This window comes from Pseudomonas sp. KCJK9000 (genome assembly GCF_046230725.1).
Taxonomy (GTDB): Bacteria; Pseudomonadota; Gammaproteobacteria; order Pseudomonadales; family Pseudomonadaceae; genus Aquipseudomonas; species Aquipseudomonas promysalinigenes.
The window spans coordinates 132,437-156,490 of the sequence record NZ_JBJJLN010000003.1 but is presented as its reverse complement, the minus strand read 5'-3'; the positions used below and the strand labels follow the sequence as shown (position 1 = coordinate 156,490).

Annotated in this window: 21 protein-coding genes; 10 read left to right on the top strand and 11 right to left on the bottom strand. The window is 62.6% G+C overall.

The genetic code is table 11. The features are described from left to right. The first annotated feature begins 19 nt into the window (after positions 1 to 19). Positions 20 to 1,261 (top strand): Zn-dependent hydrolase, encoded by a 1,242-nt coding sequence (locus ACK59H_RS02865; RefSeq protein WP_060479128.1) that lies wholly within the window; start codon positions 20 to 22, stop codon positions 1,259 to 1,261. Then, positions 1,261 to 2,283, top strand: coding sequence for a histone deacetylase family protein (locus ACK59H_RS02860; protein ID WP_060479127.1), 1,023 nt, complete (start codon positions 1,261 to 1,263; stop codon positions 2,281 to 2,283). The genes ACK59H_RS02865 and ACK59H_RS02860 overlap by 1 nt, the downstream gene beginning before the upstream one ends. A 115-nt stretch (positions 2,284 to 2,398) precedes the next feature. Here ACK59H_RS02860 and ACK59H_RS02855 read toward each other — a convergent pair whose 3' ends face one another. Continuing rightward, positions 2,399 to 3,826: a PLP-dependent aminotransferase family protein gene (locus tag ACK59H_RS02855; protein ID WP_060479126.1), complete on the bottom strand. Its 1,428-nt coding sequence runs from the start codon at positions 3,824 to 3,826 to the stop codon at positions 2,399 to 2,401. 323 nt (positions 3,827 to 4,149) lie between these two features. Between ACK59H_RS02855 and ACK59H_RS02850 the strand changes: the two genes are divergently transcribed. Beyond that, positions 4,150 to 5,562 carry an amino acid permease gene (locus ACK59H_RS02850; protein ID WP_060479125.1) on the top strand — a complete coding sequence of 471 codons (1,413 nt, stop codon included), beginning with the start codon at positions 4,150 to 4,152 and terminating at the stop codon, positions 5,560 to 5,562. A gap of 3 nt (positions 5,563 to 5,565) precedes the next feature. Here the strand turns inward: ACK59H_RS02850 and ACK59H_RS02845 are convergent, their stop codons facing one another. Further along, positions 5,566 to 5,745: a hypothetical protein gene (locus ACK59H_RS02845; protein ID WP_060479124.1), complete on the bottom strand. Its 180-nt coding sequence runs from the start codon at positions 5,743 to 5,745 to the stop codon at positions 5,566 to 5,568. A gap of 95 nt (positions 5,746 to 5,840) precedes the next feature. Between ACK59H_RS02845 and tam the strand changes: the two genes are divergently transcribed. The 5 genes from tam to ACK59H_RS02820 all read left to right on the top strand — a co-directional run bounded on the left by tam (position 5,841) and on the right by ACK59H_RS02820 (position 11,532). Beyond that, the gene (gene tam / locus ACK59H_RS02840; RefSeq protein WP_409264238.1) at positions 5,841 to 6,617 is read left to right on the top strand and encodes a trans-aconitate 2-methyltransferase; all 777 of its coding nucleotides are present in this window, start codon (positions 5,841 to 5,843) and stop codon (positions 6,615 to 6,617) included. 90 nt (positions 6,618 to 6,707) lie between these two features. Beyond that, on the top strand, positions 6,708 to 7,217 hold the full coding sequence (locus tag ACK59H_RS02835) for a sigma-70 family RNA polymerase sigma factor (RefSeq protein ID WP_060479122.1): 510 nt from the start codon (positions 6,708 to 6,710) through the stop codon (positions 7,215 to 7,217). Next, positions 7,217 to 8,161, top strand: coding sequence for a FecR domain-containing protein (locus ACK59H_RS02830; RefSeq protein ID WP_060479121.1), 945 nt, complete (start codon positions 7,217 to 7,219; stop codon positions 8,159 to 8,161). The genes ACK59H_RS02835 and ACK59H_RS02830 overlap by 1 nt, the downstream gene beginning before the upstream one ends. A gap of 63 nt (positions 8,162 to 8,224) precedes the next feature. Continuing rightward, positions 8,225 to 10,621, top strand: coding sequence for a TonB-dependent receptor (locus ACK59H_RS02825; RefSeq protein WP_060479120.1), 2,397 nt, complete (start codon positions 8,225 to 8,227; stop codon positions 10,619 to 10,621). 185 nt (positions 10,622 to 10,806) lie between these two features. Then, the gene (locus ACK59H_RS02820) at positions 10,807 to 11,532 is read left to right on the top strand and encodes a hypothetical protein (RefSeq protein ID WP_060479119.1); all 726 of its coding nucleotides are present in this window, start codon (positions 10,807 to 10,809) and stop codon (positions 11,530 to 11,532) included. Between the two features lie 63 nt (positions 11,533 to 11,595). Here the strand turns inward: ACK59H_RS02820 and ACK59H_RS02815 are convergent, their stop codons facing one another. Next, positions 11,596 to 12,033: a carboxymuconolactone decarboxylase family protein gene (locus ACK59H_RS02815; protein ID WP_060479118.1), complete on the bottom strand. Its 438-nt coding sequence runs from the start codon at positions 12,031 to 12,033 to the stop codon at positions 11,596 to 11,598. A gap of 196 nt (positions 12,034 to 12,229) precedes the next feature. On the opposite strand from ACK59H_RS02815, the gene ACK59H_RS02810 reads away from it, so the two are divergent. After that, positions 12,230 to 13,417, top strand: coding sequence for a CynX/NimT family MFS transporter (locus ACK59H_RS02810; protein ID WP_060479117.1), 1,188 nt, complete (start codon positions 12,230 to 12,232; stop codon positions 13,415 to 13,417). 1 nt (position 13,418) lies between these two features. Here the strand turns inward: ACK59H_RS02810 and ACK59H_RS02805 are convergent, their stop codons facing one another. From ACK59H_RS02805 to ACK59H_RS02770, 8 genes are all read right to left on the bottom strand, one after another. Then, entirely contained in the window at positions 13,419 to 14,852 is a 1,434-nt protein-coding gene (locus ACK59H_RS02805; RefSeq protein ID WP_409264237.1) for a PLP-dependent aminotransferase family protein, read from the bottom strand. 38 nt (positions 14,853 to 14,890) lie between these two features. Then, positions 14,891 to 15,229 (bottom strand): hypothetical protein, encoded by a 339-nt coding sequence (locus ACK59H_RS02800; RefSeq protein WP_060479116.1) that lies wholly within the window; start codon positions 15,227 to 15,229, stop codon positions 14,891 to 14,893. Between the two features lie 163 nt (positions 15,230 to 15,392). Then, positions 15,393 to 16,628 (bottom strand): glycolate oxidase subunit GlcF, encoded by a 1,236-nt coding sequence (glcF, locus tag ACK59H_RS02795; protein ID WP_060479115.1) that lies wholly within the window; start codon positions 16,626 to 16,628, stop codon positions 15,393 to 15,395. A gap of 10 nt (positions 16,629 to 16,638) precedes the next feature. Then, positions 16,639 to 17,691 carry a glycolate oxidase subunit GlcE gene (glcE, locus tag ACK59H_RS02790; protein ID WP_060479114.1) on the bottom strand — a complete coding sequence of 351 codons (1,053 nt, stop codon included), beginning with the start codon at positions 17,689 to 17,691 and terminating at the stop codon, positions 16,639 to 16,641. Continuing rightward, positions 17,691 to 19,190: a glycolate oxidase subunit GlcD gene (gene glcD, locus ACK59H_RS02785; protein WP_060479113.1), complete on the bottom strand. Its 1,500-nt coding sequence runs from the start codon at positions 19,188 to 19,190 to the stop codon at positions 17,691 to 17,693. The genes glcE and glcD overlap by 1 nt, the downstream gene beginning before the upstream one ends. Before the next feature lie 201 nt (positions 19,191 to 19,391). Beyond that, a complete protein-coding gene (locus ACK59H_RS02780) occupies positions 19,392 to 19,709 on the bottom strand; it encodes a DUF2388 domain-containing protein (protein WP_060479112.1) in 318 nt (105 codons plus the stop codon). 100 nt (positions 19,710 to 19,809) lie between these two features. Then, a complete protein-coding gene (locus ACK59H_RS02775) occupies positions 19,810 to 20,409 on the bottom strand; it encodes a hypothetical protein (protein WP_060479111.1) in 600 nt (199 codons plus the stop codon). 101 nt (positions 20,410 to 20,510) lie between these two features. Further along, positions 20,511 to 21,419 (bottom strand): LysR family transcriptional regulator, encoded by a 909-nt coding sequence (locus ACK59H_RS02770; protein ID WP_060479110.1) that lies wholly within the window; start codon positions 21,417 to 21,419, stop codon positions 20,511 to 20,513. A 300-nt stretch (positions 21,420 to 21,719) separates the two neighbouring features. Here ACK59H_RS02770 and katG point away from each other — a divergent pair, with 300 nt between their 5' ends. After that, a complete protein-coding gene (gene katG, locus ACK59H_RS02765) occupies positions 21,720 to 23,975 on the top strand; it encodes a catalase/peroxidase HPI (RefSeq protein ID WP_261745399.1) in 2,256 nt (751 codons plus the stop codon). Positions 23,976 to 24,054 lie beyond the last annotated feature (79 nt).

Sequence of the window (24,054 nt, the reverse complement as noted above, 5' to 3'; positions counted from 1 at the left end):
GATTCTGGAGTACCCGCACATGTTGAAAAGCAATGGCGAACGCCTGTGGGCTAGCCTGATGGCCATGGCCGAAATCGGCGCCACGGCCCGTGGCGGCAGCTGCCGCCTGGCCCTGAGCGACGAAGACAAAGCCGGTCGCGAACTGTTCAGCCACTGGTGCCGCGAGGCGGGCCTGACGCTGTCGGTGGATGCCATCGGCAACCTGTTCGCGCGTCGCGCCGGTAGCGACCCGGGCGCCGCGCCGGTGATGATGGGCAGCCACCTCGACACCCAACCCGAAGGCGGCCGTTTCGATGGTGTCTATGGGGTGCTGGCTGGCCTTGAGGTGGTGCGCCGCCTCAACGACCTGAACATCCACACCCGCAAGCCGCTGGAAATCGCAGTGTGGACCAACGAAGAGGGCGCCCGCTTCACCCCGGCCATGTTCGGCTCGGCGGTGTTCACCGGCACCCTGGCCCTGGAGGAGGCGCTGGCCATACGTGATGCCGATGGTATCAGCGTCGCCGACGAGTTGCAGCGCACCGGCTATGCCGGTCAGCGCCCGCTGGGCGGCCAGGTCGATGCCTACTTCGAGGCACATATCGAACAAGGCCCGATCCTTGAAGACAATGCCAAGGCCATCGGTGTGGTCAGTGGTGGACAGGCTATCCGCTGGCTGGACGTCACAGTCCAAGGCATGGCCGCTCACGCCGGTACCACACCGATGCCGCTGCGAAAGGACGCTCTCTACGGTGCTGCGCAGATGATCCAAGCGGTCGAGCGGTTGGCGGCTGATCATGCGCCGCACGGCCTGACCACCGTGGGTGAACTGACGATCGCCAAGTCCTCGCGCAATACCATCCCCGGTGTGCTGCGCTTTACCGTCGACCTGCGCCACCACCGCGATGACGCCATCGAGGCCATGGAGCGCGACCTGGCCTTGAAGCTACAGGCCATCGCCAGCCAGCGCGGCTTGCAGGTTCGTATCGAGCGCCACTGGGCCAGCCCGGCCACCCCGTTCGACCCTGACTGCGTGGCCGCCGTGCAGCAGGCGGTGGACGGCCTGGGCTACGCGCAACAGACCATCGTCAGCGGTGCGGGCCACGACGCCATCCTGCTGGCCCGCTATTGCCCGACGGCGATGGTGTTCATCCCCTGCGTCGGCGGCTTGAGCCACAACGAAGCCGAAGACGTCTTGCCCGAGCATGCCCGCCAGGGTGTCGACGTGCTGCTCAATGCCGTGCTGGCCCGCGCCGGCCAGGTCGCACAAGGAGAAGCCTGATGCGTTGCTACTTTCACCCCGAACAGCTGTTGCACCATCCGCGCAGCTACTACTCGCGCGGCGCCATGCGTACCCCACAGGAAGTCCCCGACCGTGCCCGGCATCTGCTCCACGCCGTCAAGAACCTGGATTTTGACATCCGCCAGCCCGAAGACGCAGGCCTCAAGCCGCTGAAGGCAGTCCATGGCCAGGCCTACCTGGCGTTTCTCGAACAGGCCCATGCGCGCTGGAAGGAAGTGCCCGAGGACTGGGGCGAAGAGGTGATGTCCAACATCTTCGTGCGCGAGCCCAACGCCCTGCGCGGCATCCTCGCCCAGGCTGGGCGCTATCTGGCGGATGGCAGCTGCCCGATAGGGGAAAATACCTGGCGTTCGGCCTACTGGTCGGCGCAGAGCGCAGTGGCTGCCGCCAAGGCCATTCTCGATGGTGAGCCGGCGGCCTATGCCTTGTGCCGGCCACCAGGGCACCATGCGCGGTTGGATGCGGCGGGTGGATTCTGCTACATCAACAATGCTGCCGTGGCGGCCCAGGCCCTGCGCAGCCGCTACAGCCGCGTAGCGATACTCGATACCGACATGCACCACGGGCAGGGGATTCAAGAGATCTTCTACGAACGCGACGATGTGCTGTACGTGTCGACCCATGGTGACCCGACCAACTTCTACCCTGCAGTTGCCGGGTTCGAGGACGAGCGCGGCAGGGGGGCGGGGACGGGATACAACCTCAACCTGCCGATGGCGCACGGGGCTAGCGAGGCAGACTTCATGGGGCAGTTGCAGATTGCGCTGGATGCGGTGAAGGATTTTGGTGCCCAGGTGCTGGTGTTGTCACTTGGGTTCGATATCTATGAGCTGGATCCGCAGAGCAAGGTGGCGGTGACGACGCAGGGGTTTGCGGCATTGGGTGAGCGGATTCGGGCGTTGGGTTTGCCATGTGTGATTGTGCAGGAGGGGGGGTATCACCTGGAGAGTTTGGAGGCGAATGCGCGGGCGTTCTTTGCGCAAAAGGCTGACTGGCGATAATCGGCAACCTAACAGCTCCTGAAACATTTGCTGATTACTGGGCGGCAGTGCCGCCCTTTTTGCTGGTTTCGGCTGAACAGCTCAACTGGCTGTGGGCACCATTTGGCAAAGGCTGCTACCTTGCCCCACCGCGCCTCACATGCTTGACCAGCACTTTCTCCAAAAGCTCCCACATCGCCGGATCCGTACTGAACGCCACATTGAACCGCATCCACCCGGTGGCCTGGGCATCGACCATGAACAACTGCCCGGGCCCGAGCATGATGCCTTTCTCCAAGGCATCGTCCAGCAAAGCAGCACTGTCCAAAATGGCCGGATGCCGGGTCCAGATGTACATGCCTTCATCCGATTCGGTGAACAGCTCGAAGCCCAACCGATGCAAATGCCGGCCAACGGCCTGATGCGCGTCGGCCAGCCGCTGGCGCAGACGCTTGAGGTGCTTGCGCCAACGCCCGTCGATGATCGCGGCATACACCACGCGCTCCATCACTTGGGAGGTGGTCAGCCCCGAGCGCATCTTCAGGTGCAGCAAGTTTTGTGACAACTGCGGGTTGGCCAGCAAATAGCCGACCCGGACATTGGGCGAAATACTCTTTGAGTAGCTGCCCACGTACACCACCTGCTGCAGATGGTCGAGGCTGGCCAGGCAGGGTTGCGGCTCGGCGACCATGTCGGCATACAGGTTGTTTTCCACCAGGCGGAAGCCGTGTTGGCTGGCCAACTGCAGCAAGCGGTGCAGCTGTGGCAGCGGGGTGCGTGAGCAGGTCGGGCTATGCAGGTGCGGCTGAGTGAAGAACGCGGTAGGGCGGTGGTGCGTCAGCAGCTGTTCCAGCTGATTGAGGTCATAGCCGTTCGGGGTGCGTGGCACGCCGACCAGTGTTGCCCCTTGGGTACGCAAGATGCTCATCAGATTGGGGTAGCCTGGGTCGTCCACCAGCACCACATCACCCGGCCTTACCAAGGTGCGCACGGCCAGGTCCAGTGCCTGGCTGGCACCGTGGGTCAACATCAGCTGCGCCGGGTTGCAGACGATCGACAGCTCCTGCTGCAGGTTCTGCGCCGTCAGCGCCCGTAGCTCTGGAAGGCCCATCGGGTCGCCGTAGCCTGAAAGTTCCAGCGGGCTGCCGGCCACCTGACGCAGGCCGCGGCGCAAACCTTCCTCGTACATCCATTCATTGGGCAGCCAGCCACAACCAGGTTTGAACGGCAGCTGGCGGGTTTCGAAGATCTGCTGCAGGTACCATTCGGAGTTGAACGATGGTCGAGTGGCGTCGGCCTCGGCGCTGTGAGTGTCCAGCAGTTCCGCTGCGGCCCGATTGACAAAGAACCCAGCATTGCCCTTGCTCACCAGCAGACCTTGAGCCACCAGCCGGTCGTACGCCTCTACCACGGTAAAGGTACTCACCGAGTAGCTCGCAGCGAACGCCCGGATAGATGGCACCTTGGCGCCGGGCTTGAGGGTCTGGTTATCGATCAGCTCGCGCAGGCCGTCAATGATCTGATTGACCAACGGCGTGGAAGCGTCTGGATGTAGTTCGAACATTAGGGGCCTTCAGGGTGCGGAACGCCAGGCGCCAATGGGGTGTATTGCATTGGCGGCCTGTACAGTGCAGTGCGAGATTCATGCCACTGTGCATGGCTCTCTACGCCGGACATTTTTACATTAGGTTGCAGATAGCGCCACACAAAGCATGTTCAGTTCGCCTCAGGTGCCACCTGGGGCGCGTCAGCAGGCCGCCACGGAAGGCCTGCGTGTGTCTATGCACACCATCCTGCCCGCATTAGCACTGATGTACAGGTGAAACCGAGAGCCATCGGGGTTTCACAGTTTTCCTTGGATAAAAAGAAGCACGGGGTACACAACTGATGGACGCAACATCCACAACCACCTCCGCCAAAGGCGAGCACGAGAGCAAGCTCAGTGCCTCGCTCAAGTCGCGCCACCTGACGATGATGTCGATCGCTGGGGTGATCGGCGGCGCCTTGTTCGTCGGCTCTGGCAGCGTGATCCACAGCGCCGGCCCAGCGGCCGTACTGGCCTACCTGGCCGGGGGCATCCTGGTGGTGCTGATCATGCGCATGCTCGGCGAAATGGCGACATCCTCGCCCGACACCGGCTCGTTCTCTACCTATGCTGACCGTGCCATCGGCCGTTGGGCCGGCTTCACCATCGGCTGGCTGTACTGGTGGTACTGGGTCATCCTGATGGCCTGGGAAGCGTACGTGGCAGGCAAGATCCTCCATGGCTTCTTCCCCGACGTCAGCGTCAACGTGTTCGTGCTGGCCACCACACTGCTGCTGATCACCGTCAACTTCTTCAACGTCAAGCACTACGGTGAGTTCGAATTCTGGTTTGCGCTGATCAAGGTCGTGGCGATCGTCTGCTTCCTGGTGGTGTGTACCGCCGCAGTGATGAACATCTGGCAGTTCGGTGAGGTGCGGGGCATCACCCACCTGACCGCCGAGGGGTTCATGCCCAATGGCATCACCACCGTGATCGGTGCGTTGCTTGGGGTGATGTTCGCCTTCCTGGGTGCCGAGATCGTCACCATCGCCGCATCCGAAGCCAAGGACCCTGCTACCCAGATCGTCAAAGCCACCAACTCGGTGGTATGGCGAGTGTGCCTGTTCTACGTGGGCTCGATCTTCCTGATCGTCTGCCTGGTGCCATGGAACGACCCGCAACTGGGCGTTTCCGGCTACGGCGCGTACCGCCGCACCCTGGAGCTGTTGGGTGTGCCGCACGCAGAACTGCTGATGAACTTCGTGGTGCTGACGTCGGTGAGCAGTTGCCTGATCTCGGGCCATTACACTGCTTCGCGCATGCTGTTCTCCCTGGCCCAGCGAGGTGATGCGCCATCGTTCTTCAAGATCACCCGCGCCGGTACCGGTGTGCCGGTATACGCCATCATCGGCTCCTGCATGGTGGCGGTGGTCTGCGCGCTGATCAACTTCAGTGAGACCCTGCGCCCCAAAGACGTGCTGGAAACCCTGATGAACACCACCGGTATGATTGCCCTGTTGGTGTACCTGGTCATCGCCTTCTCGCAACTGCGCATGCGCCGCAAGCTGATCGCCGAAGGCAAGGAAGTGCGCCTTAAGATGTGGCTGTTCCCATGGCTGACTTATCTGGTGATCGCTTTCATCATCGCTGCCCTGGTGACCATGGCTTTCATGCCTGACTACCAGATTCTGGTGATCTCTACCGGCATCGCCGCTGCTCTGGTGGTAGCGATGGGCGTGGTCCACCAGATCCGCTCTGGCAAGCAGCAGCACTAAGCCTTACTCGCTGTTGGAAGCGGCCGGCTCCCTCGTGGACCCGGCCGTTTCGCGTTGCTGGGCCTGGTGTTTTTCTGCCGGCATGTGAAAGCGCTGGTTCATCCAGGGTGAGCCGAGCAGTGCGGCGGCGGCAATCAATGCCACGATGGCCAGAGCCAGAAAGATTTTCATCGGCATGCGCATACAGGGAATGACTACAAGCATAGACGCACAGTTCAGGCCCATTGGCTTGGCTACATGGCGTATGCTCACAGCATCGCCCTCAGAAGGAGCCGCCCATGGCCTGGTCCGCCACCCAGTACTCGCTGTTCGAAGATGAACGTACGCGCGCTGTGCGCGACCTGCTGGCCGCCGTGCCGCCAAGGCCGGTGCGCCATGCCACCGATCTGGGCTGCGGGCCGGGCAATTCCACCGAAGTGCTGTTGCAGCATTGTCCAGATGCGCTGGTGGTCGCGCTGGACAGCGACCCCGACATGATCGAGAAGGCACGCCAGCGCAAGCGCTTGCTGATTCCGCGGGTGCGCTGCGAGATCGCCGACATCGCTGGCTGGGCCGCCCCAGAGCCTCAGGACCTCATTCTGGCCAATGCCTCGCTGCAATGGGTGCCCGACCACGGCTCGCTGTACCCGCACCTGGTGCGCCAGCTGAACGAAGGCGGCAGCCTGGCCGTGCAAACCCCGGACAACCTTGATGAACCGGCACATCGGCAGCTGCGCGAGATGGCCGGGCGTGGCCCCTGGGCGGGCAAGTTCAGCGATTTCAGCCTTCCACCGCGGCACAATGCTGCTTTTTACTACGACCTGCTCAGCCCACTGTGCACACGGGTCGACGTGTGGCGCACCACCTATCATCATCCGCTGCAGGGTGGCGCCGAGGCAGTGGTGGAGTGGTTCAAGGGCTCGGCGTTGCGGCCGTACTTGAGCAAACTCGAGGCTGACGAGCAGGTGGATTTTCTGCAGATGTACCTGCAGGCCATGCAGCGTGACTATCCGCTATCGACCGACGGCAAGGTATTGCTCCCATTCCCACGCTTATTCGTCGTGGCGACCCGTTAAGGTCGGCATACCCCACCTGCGCTCAGTATTGGCTCGGCGATTAAAGTAAATTAGAATCACTACCATTTACTTCAATTGCCGAGCTTCATCATGGTCGACGCCGCGCCGCCTTCCCAGCACAGCCTGCCTGATCTTTACCGTGAACATCGCAGTTGGCTGGAGGCCTGGCTGCGCCGACGTATGGGCAACGCCTGGGATGCCGCAGACCTCAGCCAGGACACCTTCCTGCGCTTGCTCGCTAGCGCTCAGCCCCTGGCCGAGCTTCGCGAACCCCGTGCCTATCTTCTTACCGTAGGCAAACGGCTGCTCAGCAACTTTCACACAAGGCGTAACCTCGAGAAGGCCTACCTCGAGGCACTGGCACATTTGCCGGAGCAGAGTCTGCCGTCGCCCGAGCAGCGCTGGATACTGCTCGAAACCCTGCAAGCGTTGGATGAACTGCTCGATGGCCTCAAGCCAGCAGTGCGCAGGGCTTTTCTCTGGAGTCAGCTCGAAGGCCTGGGCTACTGCGAAATCGCCGAGCGTCTGGGTGTTTCTGAGCGCACGGTCAAACGTTACATGGCGCAGGCCTACGAGCACTGCCTATTGGCTCAGCTGTGATGCACACGCATTCGAACCAGACGCGCGAGGCCCTACGCGCAGCTGCCTGCTGGCTGGCATTGCTCGAATCCGGTCGGGCTAGCCCGAGCGACCTCGAGCGCCTGGCGCAATGGCGAGGCAGCAGCAGCGAACATGAACAGGCCTGGCAAAAAGCGCAGCAGTTGCGCCAGCGCTTTTCGCAATTGCCCCCCGAGTTGGCCATGGCTACCCTAGACCGCCCCCAGGCCAGTCGCCGCGCCTTGCTCAAGCAGGCATTGGGCCTAGCCGCCCTGGCGCCCGCGGCCTGGTTGCTGAGCCGGCAATTGCCGTTAGAGGCATGGACCGCCGATGTGCACACGGCGGTCGGCGAGCGCAGGCGGCTGGTTCTAAGTGACGGTGCGGTGTTGCAACTGAACACCGATAGTGCGGTCGATCTGAACCTTGAAGGTGCGAGCGTGAAACTGCTGCGTGGCGAGGTAGCTTTGGCAGTGCCCGAGGGGCGCAACCAAGTACTGCAGCAGCCTTATGGGCAAGTAATTATCAGTGGCGCTGACGTTTGCCTGCACCTGTTCGAACAGGCATGCCGAGTCTCGGTAGTCAAAGGCCAGGCCACGGTGTACCCGCTAGGTGGCGGTGCCGTGGTGCTGCAAGCGGGCCAGCAAACCGATGTGGGGGCCGACGGCCCTGGCCGGGTTGCGGCCCTAGACGATTTGCTGCTGGGCTGGCGCGAGGGCGTGCTGCGCTTGAACGATCGGCCATTGGGCGACCTGCTCAACGAGCTGCGCCGGTATCGCCCAGGTGTGCTGCGTTGGGATCTTGAGTTGGAACGGTTGCGGGTAACAGGCACTTTCCGCCTGGATGATACCGACCGGGTGTTGGCCCTGTTGGCTGCCAGCCTTCCACTGCATGTGCAGACCCACACCCGTTACTGGGTAAGCCTGACGGCGCGAGAAATTCGTGGCTAAGGCTGTCCCCTTTATTCTTCTCACCGGTCATTACCGGTAGAAGAACACTAGGGAGCCTTCTCGATGCCTGCTGTAATGCCACTTTCCACGCGCTACTTGCTGCGTGCCGGGTTCGCCATGAGCCTGTTGCTCAGCACACCACTATGGGCCGCAGACCGAGCGCTGCGCACCTACGAAGTACCTGCTGGCAGCCTGGGCGCTGCGCTTACACGCTTCGCCGACCAGGCTGGGGTGAGCCTGTCGCTTGACCCAACTTTGGTCAGTGGCCAGCAAAGCCTAGGTCTGTCTGGCCGTTACACCCTCGACGAAGGCTTCCTGCAATTGCTGCGCGGCACGGGCCTGCTGTTGCAGCCGGTAGGCGAGGGGGCGTTCACCCTGGTGCCGGCCCCCCAGGACGCGAGTGTGCTGGAGATTGCACCCACCAACATCAGCGGCGGCCAGCTCCAGCTCAACGACGGCCAGCCTTATGCGGGCGGGCAAGTGGCGCGCAAGGGCTCGCAGGGCGTGCTCGGTGCGCGCGACTTCATGGACACACCCTTCAGTATGACCACCTACACCCATGAGTTGGTGAAGAACCAACAGGCTCGCACTTTGAGCGATGTAGTGGCCAGCGACCCCTCGGTGCGTGCGACCAACCCGGCGGGCGGCCGCTTCGAACAGTTCACCATCCGTGGCTTGAGCCTGTTCAATAGCGATGTGTCCTACAATGGCCTCTACGGCATCCTGCCGACCTATTCAATCGACATGGAGATGGCCGACCGCGTCGACATTCTCAAAGGCCCAAGCCAGCTGATCAATGGCATTTCGCCGCGGGGCAGCGTGGGTGGCGCCATCAACGTGGTCCCCAAGCGCGCTGGCGACAAGCCGATCACCGAGTTCACCGGTAACTACGCTTCCAATAGCCAAGTTGGCGGTGCAGTGGATGTTGGCCGCCGATTCGGTGAGGGTGAGCAGTTCGGCCTGCGCTTCAATGGGGTGAAGCAGGGCGGCGATACCGAGTGGGGCCAGCAGCGCGTGGACCGCGAAATGGCCGTGCTTGGCCTGGACTTCAGGGGCGAGCGCCTGCGGCTGTCGGCAGACCTGGGCCACACTGAGCGTGACACCGACGCCCCCCAGGAGCGGGTTTTGGTCGGGGCCAATGCCAGGGTGCCCAGTGCCAGCGATGTACGCCACAACTATGCGCAGCGCTGGAGCCAGGCGCACACCAACGACACCTTCGGCACATTCAATGCCGAGTACGATATCAGCGACTCACTGATGGCCTACGGTGCAGTCGGCGCTCGCGAGAGCCACCACGATTTCCTGCGCCATAACGTGTCGATCATCAACAACGCCGGTGACTTCAGCGTGCAGCCCCGCGACTTCACCCGTGACGAGTCGGTGCGCACCGCCATGGCCGGGGTGCGCAACTGGTTTCAAACAGGCCCCGTCAGCCATGAAGTCAATCTGGCCGCCAGCTACTTCTACATGGACTTCACCAACGGCGGCGCACGCTATGCCACGGCCCTGAGCAACCTGTACAACCCCGTCGCTACCCCAACACCGGTCACCCCAACCCGCAGCGATGGTCAGGCTTACACCGAAAATCGGTTCTCCGGGATTGCGCTGGCCGACACACTTGGCTTTGTCGACGATCGACTGCTACTGACCCTGGGCGCTCGCTGGCAACGGGTGCAGGTGGACGACTGGAGCGATGGGGTCAAGGGCGCTACAGCGTATGACGAAGAGAAGGTTTCGCCTTCCGCTGGCCTGCTGCTCAAGGTCACCGACCAGCTTTCGCTCTATGCCAACTATATGGAGGGCTTGAGCCAAGGCAAGATTGCGCCGTCGACTTCGATCAACGAGGACCAGATCTTCCCACCGTTCATCAGCCGTCAGATCGAAGTCGGCGCCAAATATGATCTTGGCCGCGTCGCTTTCACTGCCAGTGCCTTCCGCATCCGCCAGCCAGCGTACGAAACCAATGCCACGTCTCGGGTATTCGGCCCCAACGGTAAGCGTGAAAATCGTGGAGTGGAACTGAGTGTATTCGGCGAGCCGCTTGACGGTATCCGCGTGCTCGGGGGCGTGATGTTCATCGACAGCGAGCTGACCGGTACGGTCAACGGCGCTTTTGACGGCAACCGCGCCCCGGCAACTCCGCGATACAACGTTAACCTGGGCGTGGAATGGGATGTGCCTGGGGTCAACGGTTTGACCCTGACAGGGCGGGGCATTCATTCCAGCTCCCAGTACCTGGACCAGGCCAATAGCAAGCGGATCGACGGCTGGGAACGATTCGACGTGGGCGCGCGGTATGCGTTGAAGCTCGACAGCACTGAGGTCACCCTGCGCGCCAATGTCGAGAATCTGATGGACAAACGTTACTGGGCATCGGCGGGCGCGCCGGACGATAGCGAGCCTGGCTTGACCCTGGCCACCCCGCGTACTTACCTGCTATCGGCAACACTCGGCTTCTGATTCGCCAGCAGACACCGGGCAGCGCGCGGCAACCGTCGGCTACGGCGGCGCTTGGGGCAGGTCAGTCACATTTGCGGTTTCACGTCGGCAGGCAGCGTGGCTTCGAGGGCTTGCCTGGCGGCGTTGAACTTGTCACCCTTTGCGCCGGATCGATTGTTCATGCCGTGACAGAAGGAAGCACGCTTTTGAGCTGGGAAAAAATCGGCAAAACCCTGGTTGCCATGTTGCTTGGCCTGATGGTCTTGCTGGTGGCCTATGTGCTGGTCACAAACCAGCCAAGGCTCGAGGCGACGCTGACCTACGCCTACCTGACCTATCCCAGCCAGTTCAGCGAGCGCATCAGCAAGGCCAATGACCAGCTCAAGTACGAGCAGTTGCAGCCACGGATCAATAGCATCAGTGGCGGCGCGTTGAATCAATACCAGATCGACAAGTTGATCGAAATGGCCCAGGCCCCTTATGCGCAACTGTTTGCCAAGCCCTTCGAAGCCGGCCTGGTCGATCATCGCACCGGATTGCTCATCGACCTGCAGAACCTGGGTGACAGCGATGTGCGTGAGGTAAAAGTACGTCTACCAGCCAAAGGCCTGGTGCAGGTACGTGATGCAGCTGGCAACGACACATTGTACGAAGCGGCCACAGCCCAGGTGCTGATACCTCTGATCGAAAAGGGCGGCGCGTGCAAGGTCTGGGTGTACTTCGACGCCGACTACTCGCAGATCCGTCAAGGTGGCATAGGCGTGAGCTTCGCCGGGGGCGAAGCGGATATCCGAGTCTATCGGGAGTTCACCGGTTTCCCTGCGCTGGTTGCGCGCTACAGCCGGGAGCTGGTGGGGTTGTTGGCGGTTACCTTGCTGTGTGTGCTGATGATGGGTTACGCCTGCCTGAGCCGCCGACGCACCCTTGCCTGAGCGCTCGTGGGGCCGAACGCTGCAAGGCAGCGCCTCGATCCCACGGCCGGTTTCAGGTTCGGCTCAGGCCGGGGCCATCGCGAACCCTACGCCGAAGCGGTTCCAGGCATTGATAGTGGCAATGGCAAAGGTCAGGTTGACCACTTCAGTGGGTTCGAAGTGAGCGTGCAATGCCTGGTATTCGGCTTGTGGCGCACCACGCTCGGGCAGCCGGGTCAGGCATTCCAGCCATGCCAATGCGGCACGTTCACGGGCGCTGAAGTAAGGGGTTTCCTGCCAGACGCACAATGTTTGCAAGCGCGCCTCGGTCTCACCGGCCTTGCGCGCATCATTGGCATGCACGTTCACACAGTAGGCGCAGCCATTGATTTGCGAGGCACGCAGGCGCACCAGTTCCAGTAGGGTGTTTTCCAGCCCGCTCTGGGCCAAAGCCTGCTCGAGCCCGACCATGGCTTTGTAGGCTTGCGGCGAGTGTTTGGCCCATTCGATACGGTCGTTCATACGTGCTCCAGGGGTCAGTTGTGGACATGGCCCTACATTAGCCGCCGTCGCCTGCATGCCCCATAGCCAATCGCGCGGTTTGCCGGGAGGCCAATCGGGTTATTCAGCTGGCCACTGACCTGCATCCAATCTCTTCATTTCTACCCTGACCTCCCAGACAGGATAATCAGGCGGTCTTGTGCGGAGTGGATGTGTGATGAGAGTGGCGTTGAACCTGTTGCTGATGATCGTGCTGGCAGTGAACCTGAGGCCGATCCTCACCAGTATCGGGCCGTTGCTTGGGCCGATGCGTGCCAGTACCGGCTTGGGCTACCAGCAAGCGGCGCTGCTTACTGCGCTGCCAGTGCTGTGCATGGGCCTGATACCGTTGCTGCAACCTTGGCTAAGACGCTGGGTCAGCGAACATGGCGGTATGCTGGCCGGCCTCAGCGCCATTGCCCTGGCTTGCCTGTGGCGGCTGCAGTTGGACAGTGCCTGGGCACTGGTTGCCAGCGCGGTACTGGCTGGAGTCGGCGTGGCGGTGGTACAGGGCATGATGCCCGGGTTGGTCAATCGCTGGTTCCCCACCCGTTTGGCTGGGTGCATGGGCCTGTACTCGGCGGCGCTGATGAGTGGCGGAGGTCTGGCAGCGATGCTGGGGCCGCGGGTCAGCGAGCACTTCGGCCATTGGCAGGCCGGGCTTGGTCTGTGGGCGATTCCAGCGGTGCTGGCGATACTCGCCTGGGCCGTGCTGCGCCCTCGGTCACCCGTGCCGATGCTCAGCAGTGCCCGCAGCGGGCATTGGTTCAGCTTTCCAAGGGCCTGGTTGCTGGCGCTGTATTTCGGCCTGATCAACGGCGGCTACACCAGTATGGTCGCCTGGCTGCCAGCTTTTCATCTGGAACACGGCGGTACAGCGCAAGGTGGCGGCGACCTGGTCGGGCTGATGACCCTGTTCCAGGTTTGCGGTGCCTTGGGTTTACCCTTGTTGCTGCGCGGCGTCACCGACCGCCGCCCAGGTCTTTGGCTGGCTCTGGGGGTACAGCTTGCAGGCTTTGTTGGGCTACTGCTGGCGCCGACCATGGCCACGGGACTATGGGTGGCGATGATTGGTTTCGGCTTGGGTGCCTGCTTCAGCCTCAGCTTGACCTTGACTCTGGAGCACCTCAAGGCACCCGCCGAGGCCGGTAGCCTCGCGGCGTTCGTGCAGGGCATCGGGTTCATCATCACTGGGATCGTGCCCTATATTGCCGGTTGGTTGCGCGATATGAGCGGCGACTTCCAGGCATCCTGGACGCTGTTGACCTTCACGGTGCTGGCGATGTTGCTGGTAACCGCGCGTTTCACCCCGCGTGGCTACGCAGCGGCGCTGGCGCGACCCGCGCCGGATGACCGAGTGGCCTAGGTCAACTGAGCATCTGCAGGGTGTCGCGGACCCGATCCAACGCCGGGTCGATGTCCAGCAATTCGATGGCGCCAAACCCCATCAGCAGCCCTGGGCGTACCGGTGCTTGGCTGAAGAAAGGTGCCAGAGAATACAGGCCAACCTGTACATTGCGGGCCAGTTTGGTCAGCAACCCGATATCTACACCTGGCTGGGCAAGGGCGCTCAGGTGGAACCCGGCACTGGCCGGCACCGCGCTCAACCAAGGCGACAAGTCGTCGTCCAGCCGCGCCAGGATTCGTGCCCGGCGGGCGCTGTAGATATCGTGGCAGCGGCGAATGTGTTTGTTCAGGTGGCCTTCGGCTATGAAGCGCGCCAGCGCCCACTGCAACAATGTCGGGCTATGCCAGTCACTCAGGTGTTTGGCCACGCTGGCGGCGCCAAGCACCGCTGGGGGGAGCACCGCGTAACCCAGGCGCAGTTCTGGCAGCAAGGTCTTGGAAAAGGTCCCGACATAGGCCACCAGCCCGTGCCGGTCCAGCCGCTGCAGGGCATCGGCTGGCGGGCCCTGGTAGCGAAACTCGCAGTCGTAATCATCCTCGATGATCACCGCGCCGAGTTCTGCGGCCCGCGCCAACAGAGCATGGCGGCGAGGCTCGCTCATCGGCATGCCGAGCGGGAACTGGTGCGAGGGTGTTACGTAGATCAAGCGGGTGCCATCGGCAATGTGCGAAACGCACATGCCCTGATCGTCCACGGGTACGGATTGCACCTTCGCGCCCTGCGCCAGGAACAGTTGCCGCGCCGGTGGGTAGCCAGGGTCTTCCATGGCCACTTGGCAACCTGGCTCGACCAGCACACGGGCAATCAGGTCCAGGGCCTGCTGTGCGCCATTGCTGACCAATATGTCTGCCGCACTGCAATGTACTCCGCGCGCATAGGCGATATGGTGGGCGATGGCCTCACGCAGTTCGGGCAAACCCTGGGCAGCGAACTGCCGCTCAGGATGGCGCTGGCTGCGGCGCAGGGCGTAATTCAGGCAGCTACGCCATTGGTCGAAGGGAAACTGCGCTTTACTTGAAGCGCCACCGACGAAGTCGTAGCGCGACGGCGCCTCCTGCCCACGCCCGGCGAGCACCGTGGCCCGTTGCTGCCAGCGTTGCAGCGTCGCCGCTGCCGCAAGTGGCACCGTGCGTGCTTCGCCGCTTGGCAGCGGTACGCGAGGCGTGATGAACGTGCCGCGGCCGACCACACCGCTGAGCAGGTTGTCGTAGGTCAGCCTGGAATAGGCTTCAGCCACGGTTTTGCGCGACACTCCCAGTTGCGCTGCCAGCAGCCGGGTCGGCGGCAGTTGTGTGCCTGCGGCCAGATGGCCGCTATCGATGCCGGCGCGTAGCTGTTGGTAGAGCTGGTCGGCCAGGCCTTTGCGGCCGTCCAGGCGGATATGCAATTCCATGATCGGTTTCCAAGCGCAAGAGCGCTCAGAATAGCGGATCACAAGCGTGTGGTGCTTACCGTGATGTACCCTTTGGCGCCCAGCGCGATGCGTATCACCGTCTCATCTGCCAGGACCTTGCGTTTTTGCTTGATGCACACTCCTTTGACCCCAACAGCGCGCATCTGGAAGCTGACGGCCCGCCCGCAGGGGTCGAAGAAGATCTCGCTGGCCAGTAGTTCGATGCGTTCGACCAATTGCCGAGTGCGCTCGTCGGTGGCGCAGAAAAACAGCACGCCTGAGAGGTGAGGGTCGTCGTCGGGGTTGCTGATGTCGTGAGCCAGCAATTCGCGCAGGGCACTGCGCAGTTCGGCGGTGGTGCGGGTGTCTGGGTGCATGCGCAGCCTCCTCGGGTTCGATGGCTGAAGCATGTTTTTACTGGCTGACAGCCGCAAGTAAGGCACATCCGCATCTTCTGTAGGAAAGTTCTGAGGGCGATGGGCGTTGGAGGAGGGCCGAGCGATCCAGCCTGCGCGGTGCCTGCGGACGATCACCGCCTGGCTAAGCGGGATCGATGTCCGGTTGCAGGGCAGCCTCGACGACTTCTATCCAGTGCTGGACCGGCGTGCGCGCGGCCGCGTGCAGGTGGATCTGGCAACCGATGTTGGCGGTGACGATGACCTGGGGTCTGCCGCTTTGCAACGCATTGAGCCGGTTGTCGCGAAGTTGTCGCGACAGCTCAGGCTGGGTCAGCGAGTAGGTACCGGCCGAGCCACAGCACAAGTGCCCATCGGCTACGGGAGTGAGCGTGAAGCCCAAGCGTGACAGCAGGCTTTCTACTTGGCCGCCAAGCTTGAGGGCATGCTGCAGGGTGCATGGGCAGTGAAAGGCCACGCGCTGCTCGGGGCACAGGCCGAGCCTTTCGAGCGGCTCGTTGCCAAGCACTTCGACCAGGTCCCGTGACAGTGCGCTGACCCGTGCAGCCTTGGCCGCGTAGTGCGGGTCTTGTTTGAGCAGGTGGCCATAATCGCGCACGAACGCACCGCAGCCGCTGGCAGTTTGCACGATGGCCTCAGCCCCGGCCTCGACTGCCGGCCACCACGCATCGATGTTGCGCCGAGCGCGTTGCAGGCCTTGTTGGTGGGCATCGAGGTGGTAGTCCACGGCGCCGCAGCAACCGGCTTGGTAGGCTGGCTCCACGCTGATGCCCAAGCGATCCAGCAGCCGCGCGGTGGCGGCATTGGTGTTGGGTGAGAAGGCCGCCTGTACGCAGCCTTCGAGCAACAGCACACGCCGGGCGTGACGGGGCGCTGGCCGTTCGCCGGCAGGTGCTACCCGAGCTGGCAGCTTGCACCTGAGGCTGGCCGGCAGCAGCGGCCGCAAGGCTTGGCCAGTGCGGGTCAGCGCTTTGAACAGCGCAGGATGCGGCACGACTGCGCGCAGGCCCAAGCGCAGCAGGCGCTGACCGAGCGGGCGCGGCACTTTTTGCATCAGCACGGCGCGGCCGATATCCAGCAAGTGGTGATACTGCACCCCTGATGGGCAGGTGGTTTCACAGCTGCGACAGCTCAGGCAGCGGTCCAGATGCAGTTGGGTACTGGCGGTGGCTGGTTCACCCTCCAGTACTTGTTTGATCAGATAGATACGCCCCCGCGGGCCATCGAGCTCGTCGCCGAGCAGTTGATAGGTCGGGCAGGTGGCCGTGCAGAAGCCGCAGTGTACGCACGAGCGCAGAATGCTTTCGGCCTCGTCGCCACGGGCCAGCTGCTTGGCGCTATCGCTCAGGTGGGTTTGCATGGGTGGCTGCTCACAAATCGGGGTACAAACGGCCAGGGTTGAATACACCCTGGGGGTCGAGTTGCTGCTTGAGGGCGCGGTGGTAGCGCATCAGTGCTGCGGGCAGCGGTGCCGTGCTGTCATCACCTGGGAAATAGCCGGTGGCGTGACCACCGACCGTGGCGAGCTGCTGACGAATCAGCTCGGCTGGCGCGCTGGACTTGAGCCAGCGTTGTGCGCCGCCCCAGTCGATCAGTTGCGGCCCTGGCAGGTCGACTTCTGCGGTGGCGGTCGGCAGCGACAGCCGCCATAGGGGGGCGGGGTCATCAAAGAATGCCAGGCGCTGCTCCCGCAGATCGCTCCAGAACAGGCTATCGAGCAGCTCGCCACCCAGGCGCCGATAGGCCGACTGCACTGAACCTTCACCCCCCTCCAGGCGTAGATACAAGGTTTCGCCTTCATGGCAGGCGGCGCTGATCGGCAATGGTTGCTGGCCCCACGTGGCCAGCTCGGCCAGCGCCTGATGGCGGCTCATCGGCATGCGCAGGCTCAAGCATTGGCGCGGGCGCGGCAGCACTTTCAACGATACCTCCGTGACCAGCCCCAAGCAGCCGAAGCTGCCAGCCAGCAAGCGTGACACGTCATAGCCTGCTACGTTTTTCATCACCTCGCCGCCAAAGCGCAGGAGTTTGCCGTGGCCGGTGATCACCCGTGTACCGAGTACGTAGTCTCTTACCGCTCCTGCCCAAGGGCGGCGCGGCCCGGACAACCCGGCCGCGACCATGCCGCCAAGGGTCGCCTCATCGCTCAGGTGGGGTGGCTCGCACGGCAGCATCTGCCCAGCCTCGTGCAGCGCTGCTTCGATTTCCACCAGCGGGGTGCCGGCTCGGGCGGTGAGCACCAATTCGGTCGGGTCGTAACTGACCAGGCCGCGGTGGCAGCGGGTATCGAGCACCTCGCCCTCCACCCTACGGCCAAGCATGGCTTTACTGTTGCCCCCCTGGATGCGCAGCGCCGTGCCGTGCTTGAGGGCCTGATTGACCTGATCCAGCCAGTCCTGGCTGACATCGCAGTCCATGCTCATCAGAAACGCTCCAGATCGGGGAAGGGCAATTGCCCGTGGTGCACATGCAAAGCGCCAAATTCAGCGCAGCGCTGCAACGTGGGGATGTTTTTGCCTGGATTGAGCAGCCCTTGTGGGTCGAAAGCCGCTTTCACGGCGTGAAACAGGGTGATCTCGTCGCTGTTGAACTGCGCGCACATCTGGTTGATCTTCTCGCGACCGACCCCATGCTCACCGGTGATGCTGCCGCCTACCGCCACGCACAGCTCCAGGATGCGCCCGCCGATTGCCTCGGCGCGCTCCAGTTCCCCCGGCTGATTGGCATCGAACAGGATCAACGGATGCATGTTGCCGTCGCCGGCATGGAACACGTTGGCCACACGCAAGCCGTAGGTTTCGCTAAGTTCACTGATGCCTTTGAGTACTCGCGGCAGTTCCCGGCGCGGGATGGTGCCGTCCATGCAGTAGTAATCCGGCGCAAGCCGTCCCACCGCTGGGAAAGCATTCTTGCGACCGGCCCAGAAGCGCACACGTTCCTCTTCGTCGCAGGCCAGGCGCACATCCCGGGCGCCGGCTTGCTTGAGTACCTCGCCCACGCGCTCGCAGTCCTCCTGCACGTCGGCTTCCACGCCGTCGAGTTCGCACAACAGAATGGCGGCTGCCTCCACGGGGTAACCGGCATGGATGAATGCTTCGGCCGCGCGGATCGCCAGGTTGTCCATCATCTCCAAGCCCCCGGGGATGATGCCGGCAGCAATGATTTGAGCCACCGCGCGGCCCGCGTCCTCGACGCAATCGAAGCTGGCAAGCAGCACCCGGGCCACCTGAGGCCTGGGCAGTAGCTTGACGGTGACTTCGGTGACGATGCCGAGCATGCCCTCGGAGCCGGTGAACAGTGCCAGTAAATCGAAACCCGGGCTGTCCAGGGCGTCACTGCCTAGCGTCAGGCGTTCGCCTTCGATGGTGAGCACCTCGACCTTGAGCAGATTGTGCACGGTCAAGCCGTATTTCAAGCAGTGCACACCGCCTGCATTCTCCGCGACGTTACCGCCGATCGAGCAAGCGATCTGCGACGACGGATCGGGTGCGTAGTACAGGCCATGGGGCGCAGCGGCTTGCGAGATGGCGAGGTTGCGTACCCCAGGCTGCACACGGGCGAAGCGGCCTTCTGGGTTGACTTCAAGGATGCGGTTCAACCGTGCCATCACCAGCAGAATCCCTTGAGCCAGCGGCAGTGCACCGCCTGACAGACCGGTGCCGGCGCCGCGTGCCACCACCGGCACGCCACGCTGATGACAAAGCTTGAGCAAGACCTGCACCTGTTCGAAGCGCTCGGGCAGCACCACCAGCAGCGGCACGGTTCGGTAAGCCGAAAGGCCATCACATTCGTAGGGTTTGAGTTCTTCAGTGCGGTGCAGGATATGCAGGTCGGGCAAGGCATCACGCAAAGCTTGCAGCAACGCGTGCTGATCAACGTTGGGCAACGCTCCATCGACACGCGGGTCGTAGAGGATGTTCATGGGCTTCACTCGATGGCTTTTGTTTTTATTGGCAAGCCGACCAGTCCCTGCCAAGGTTGCGCGCTGCAGGGCAGAGCGGGGCGAACGACTGAGTATAGAAGACCGGTTTGAATTAGCGCAGGCGCTGCAGGGAAGGCTCGACACCTTGGGTGCTTATCGTTTGGCAACCAAGATGTCGAGGGTCAGGCGTACGGATGAATATCAGTGATGGGCCAGTGGGTCATCCTGGGAAAGAATGGCTTTAGCCAACTCTTCATCACTGGCTTGCAAGCCTGGGTTGTCCTTACGCACCTGCTCCAGCGCGGACTCGACATAGGCGCCACGGATGCTACCACCGCTGGCCACGAACGCAGAAAGCTCGTCGCGTGCAGGGATGATGCGTTTATCGTCTTTGAAGGTGGAATACAGCGATGCGGAAACACCTGCCGAAGTTGCCACGTCGCCCGCATCAACGCGGGCCAGGGCAGCACCGGCAGGCAACAGAAGCAGCAGCGCAGGGGCAATGAGTAGGTGGCGCATGTCGAGTTCTCCAGTAGCAGCAAGCATTAGGGAAGAAACCACTCACCCATAGGATAGCGCCGCACTGGCGGGAGTTCCCTGTGCAGGACCCCGGTTGTCGTTACACCTTGCCGCTCAGCAAACGTTGCAGGGACTGATCGAAATCGCGCAGGGCGTCGGCTTTGGCCGCTGCTTCGTTTTCCAGTAGCCGTGCCGTGCTGTCGACATTTTTGCGTGCTCGCCCTTCGGCGCGGCCGATGTAGGTCAGTTGGCTGTCGAAAAAGCGCGCCACCACACGGCTCTCGACGTCGGCTGTGGCCAGGCGGCTTTCGCTGTCCAGCAGCACGATCACGTCCGGCTGGTCAGCCAGCAGGCTGTCGAGGTCTTCATAGAACCTAACCTCGGCGAACTGTTGCGCCAGCGAATGCGCTAGCCAGTCGTAGGCTTGGCTACCCCCGCGCAGGGTGGCCACTGCAATACTGCGCGGCGGCGCTGCAGTCTGCGCCTGCCCTCGGTGCTGTTGCAGATAGCCAAGGGTAGTTTGCGTGTCGCGCCCCAACAGCACGGCCACATGTTGCCCTGGCGCCAAGGCGAGGCTGGAAAGGGCGGTGGCTGAATAGAAATGCCCTTCAGGCTCGGCGCCCGAAGGGCTGGCCGAGGTGGTGCACCCCGCCAGGGCAGCGAACAAAGCGAGCAAGGCAGCCAGCATGCCGGTTTTCATGGGTAGCGTCTCATCGATCCGTGGATGCCGCCATCTTGCGCCGGTCGTCCCAGCAGCGGAACTCGATGGCATTCATGGTGGCTATCGACGAGGTCGATGGATCAGCTTGGGCTGGCCATATATTGCAGGATGCGCTCGCGCAGCCAGCGCTCGGCAGGGTCGTTGTCTTGGGCACCACTCCACACCATCGACAACTCGGCCTCGGAGATCTCGAACGGGGCGGGGTCTGCCCGCAGATTGCCATCGTCGGCCAGTGCGCAGGCGGCGTAGTCGGGCACGGTGGCGATCATTTCGGTATTGCACAGCAGGGCGCGCAGGCTGCCGAACTGCGGCACAGCCAGCACTACCTTGCGGCAGCGGCCTATCCGCGCCAAATCCAGGTCGATGTTGCCACTCATGTCACCGGAGAACGACACCATCACGTGGGGGCGGGCGCAGTACTCGTCGAGCGTCAATGGGCCGGGGCGGTCGTCAGCACGCAGTACTCTCACGCCGATATCGCGCAATTTGCGCCGTTTGGCAGTGGCCGGCAGATCGGTGGTGTAGCTGATGCCCACCGAAATCTCGCCGCTGGCCAACAGGCCTGGCATCAACAGAAAGTTGGCGCGGCGCACTACCACACTGATGCCCGGTGCCTCTTCGCGCAAGGCTTGCAGCAGGGCGGGGAACAGGCCGAACTCGGCGTCATCCGACAGGCCCAGACGGAACTGATTGCAGCTGCTGCGCGGGTCGAAGTCGCGGGCGCGGCTGATGGCAGAAGAAATCACATCCATCGCTGGCCCCAATTCAGCGAAAATTTGCAGGGCCCGCGGCGTCGGCTCCATGGCGCGGCCGCTGCGGATCAATAGCGGGTCGTCGAACAGTTCGCGCAGCCGGGCCAGCGCAGCGCTGACGGTGGATTGCGTAATGAACAGCTTTTCGCCGACGCGGGTCAGGTTGCGCTCGATCATCAAGGCTTCGAACAGCACCAGCAGGTTCATGTCGACACGGCGCAGGTCGTTGCGGTTCATGGGGCTTGGCTCACCGGGGCAGAGGGGTTGGCTGTGTATTGAAGCACGTCGGCGGCCGTTGTGCAGAAGATGAATGCGTCGCGGCTATCAGCCTGCTAGAGCCACTCTATTAGACCTCTGCCCAAGCTCGGCTAGTCTTTGTTCTGGCCCTGCGAAATCACCGATTGAGCACTTCGCAAGCCGTCTCGGCGCGTGGCCGACCTGACCTGATGAGGGGTAGGCAAAAAGCCTTGAGCAGGACTCCAACACTGCCTCGCCTACACCGGTAAATCTGGATAACCGACCCAAAGGTAACAGCAGATGTCGAACGAATCGAAATGCCCGTTCCATCAAACCGCAGGTGGCGGCACCACCAACCGTGACTGGTGGCCTGACCAGCTCAACCTCAGGATTCTTCATCAGCACTCGTCCAAGTCCAGCCCTGACCCGGACTTCGACTATGCCAAGGCCTTCAAGAGCCTTGATTTCCAAGCCCTCAAAGCCGACCTCAGGGCTTTGATGACCGACTCCCAGGACTGGTGGCCAGCCGACTTCGGCCACTATGGCCCGCTGTTCGTGCGCATGGCCTGGCACAGCGCCGGTACCTACCGCATCGGTGATGGCCGTGGCGGTGCCGGGTCTGGCCAACAGCGCTTCGCCCCGCTCAACAGCTGGCCGGACAACGTTAGCCTCGACAAGGCTCGGCGCCTGTTGTGGCCAATCAAGCAGAAATATGGCAACAAGATCTCCTGGGCTGACCTGATTGTTCTGACCGGTAACGTCGCCCTGGAGTCCATGGGCTTTAAGACCTTCGGTTTTTCCGGCGGGCGCGCCGATGTATGGGAGCCGGACGAAGACGTGTATTGGGGGTCGGAAAAAGTCTGGCTGGGCGGTGATACGCGCTATGGCAAAGAGCAGGTCAAGGCGCAGCCACCCGGCCAAGGTGACCTGGTGGCCGAACCTGCCAAACATGCTGAAGAACAAAGCCGTGATCTGTCGGCAGAGCGCAACCTTGAAAACCCCTTGGCCGCTGTGCAGATGGGCCTGATCTATGTCAATCCGGAAGGCCCGGAAGGCGAGCCTGACCCGGTCAAGTCCGGCAAGGATATCCGCGAGACATTTGGCCGCATGGCCATGAACGATGAAGAAACGGTGGCGCTGATCGCAGGCGGCCACGCGTTCGGTAAGACGCACGGTGCAGGCCCGGCCGATAACGTCGGCCCCGAACCGGAAGCAGCAGCGCTGGAGCTTCAGGGGCTGGGCTGGGCCAACAAGTTCGGCAGCGGCAAAGGCGCAGATACCATCACCAGCGGCCTGGAAGTAACCTGGACGTCCACGCCTACCAAGTGGAGCAATGAATACCTCAACAACCTGTTCAACTTCGAGTGGGAGCTGACCAAAAGCCCGGCCGGTGCCCATCAATGGCGACCCAAAGACGGAGGGGGCGCTGGGACCGTGCCGGATGCCCATGACCCGGCCAAGAAACACGCCCCGTCCATGCTCACCTCCGACCTAGCCTTGCGCTTTGACCCGATCTACGAGCCGATCGCCCGGCGTTTCAAAGATAACCCCGACCAGCTGGCCGATGCCTTCGCCCGCGCCTGGTACAAGCTGATTCACCGTGACATGGGCCCGTTGTCACGTTACTTGGGCCCTGAAATGCCCAACGAGGAGCTGCTCTGGCAAGACCCGCTGCCAAAAGTCGACCACCCTCTGGTGGACGAGCAGGATGTCGCCGGCCTCAAGGCCAAGGTACTGGCTTCGGGCCTGAGCGTTGGCGAGCTGGTTTCCACCGCCTGGGCGGCAGCCTCGACATTCCGCGGTTCGGACAAGCGCGGTGGTGCAAACGGCGGGCGCCTGCGCCTTGCGCCGCAAAAAGACTGGGCGGCGAATGCGGGTACGGCGAAGGTGCTGGGGGTGCTGGAGCAAATCCAGAGCGCGTTCAACAGCGGCGGCAAGAAGGTGTCCTTGGCCGACCTGATCGTGCTGGCGGGCACTGCGGCGGTCGAGAAGGCAGCCAAGGATGCTGGGTTCAGCGGCACTGTGGCATTTCGCCCAGGCAGGGTCGATGCCTCCCAGGCGCAGACCGATGTCGAGTCGTTCGCTGTGCTGGAGCCTTTGGCCGACGGTTTGCGTAACTTCACCAAGGCCCGTTATAGCGTCAAGGCCGAAAAGCTGCTGCTGGATAAAGCCCAGCTACTGACGCTCACGGCCCCTGAGCTGACGGTTTTGATCGGTGGCCTTCGGGTGCTCGGTGCCAACCATGGCGATAACAAGCAAGGGGTATTCACTGACAAGCCTGGCACTTTGAGTAACGACTTTTTCCGCAACCTGCTGGATATGGGCGTGGAGTGGAAGCCAACTTCGGCGGACAACGAAAGCTTCGAGGGCCGTGACCGCAAGAGCGGGCAAGTGAAATGGACCGCTAGCCGCGTTGACCTGGTATTCGGGTCCCATGCGCAGTTGCGGGCTTTGAGTGAGGTGTATGGCAGTAGCGACGGGAATGACAAGTTCGTCAGCGACTTCGTTGCGGCCTGGGTGAAGGTGATGGAGCTCGATCGATTCGACCTGAAGTAAACACCAGTGGGGCGCTTGCGCCCCATCTGCTTTTTGAGGGGATCACGACGGGGCAGGGCGCTTGGCGCCAAGTGCCCAT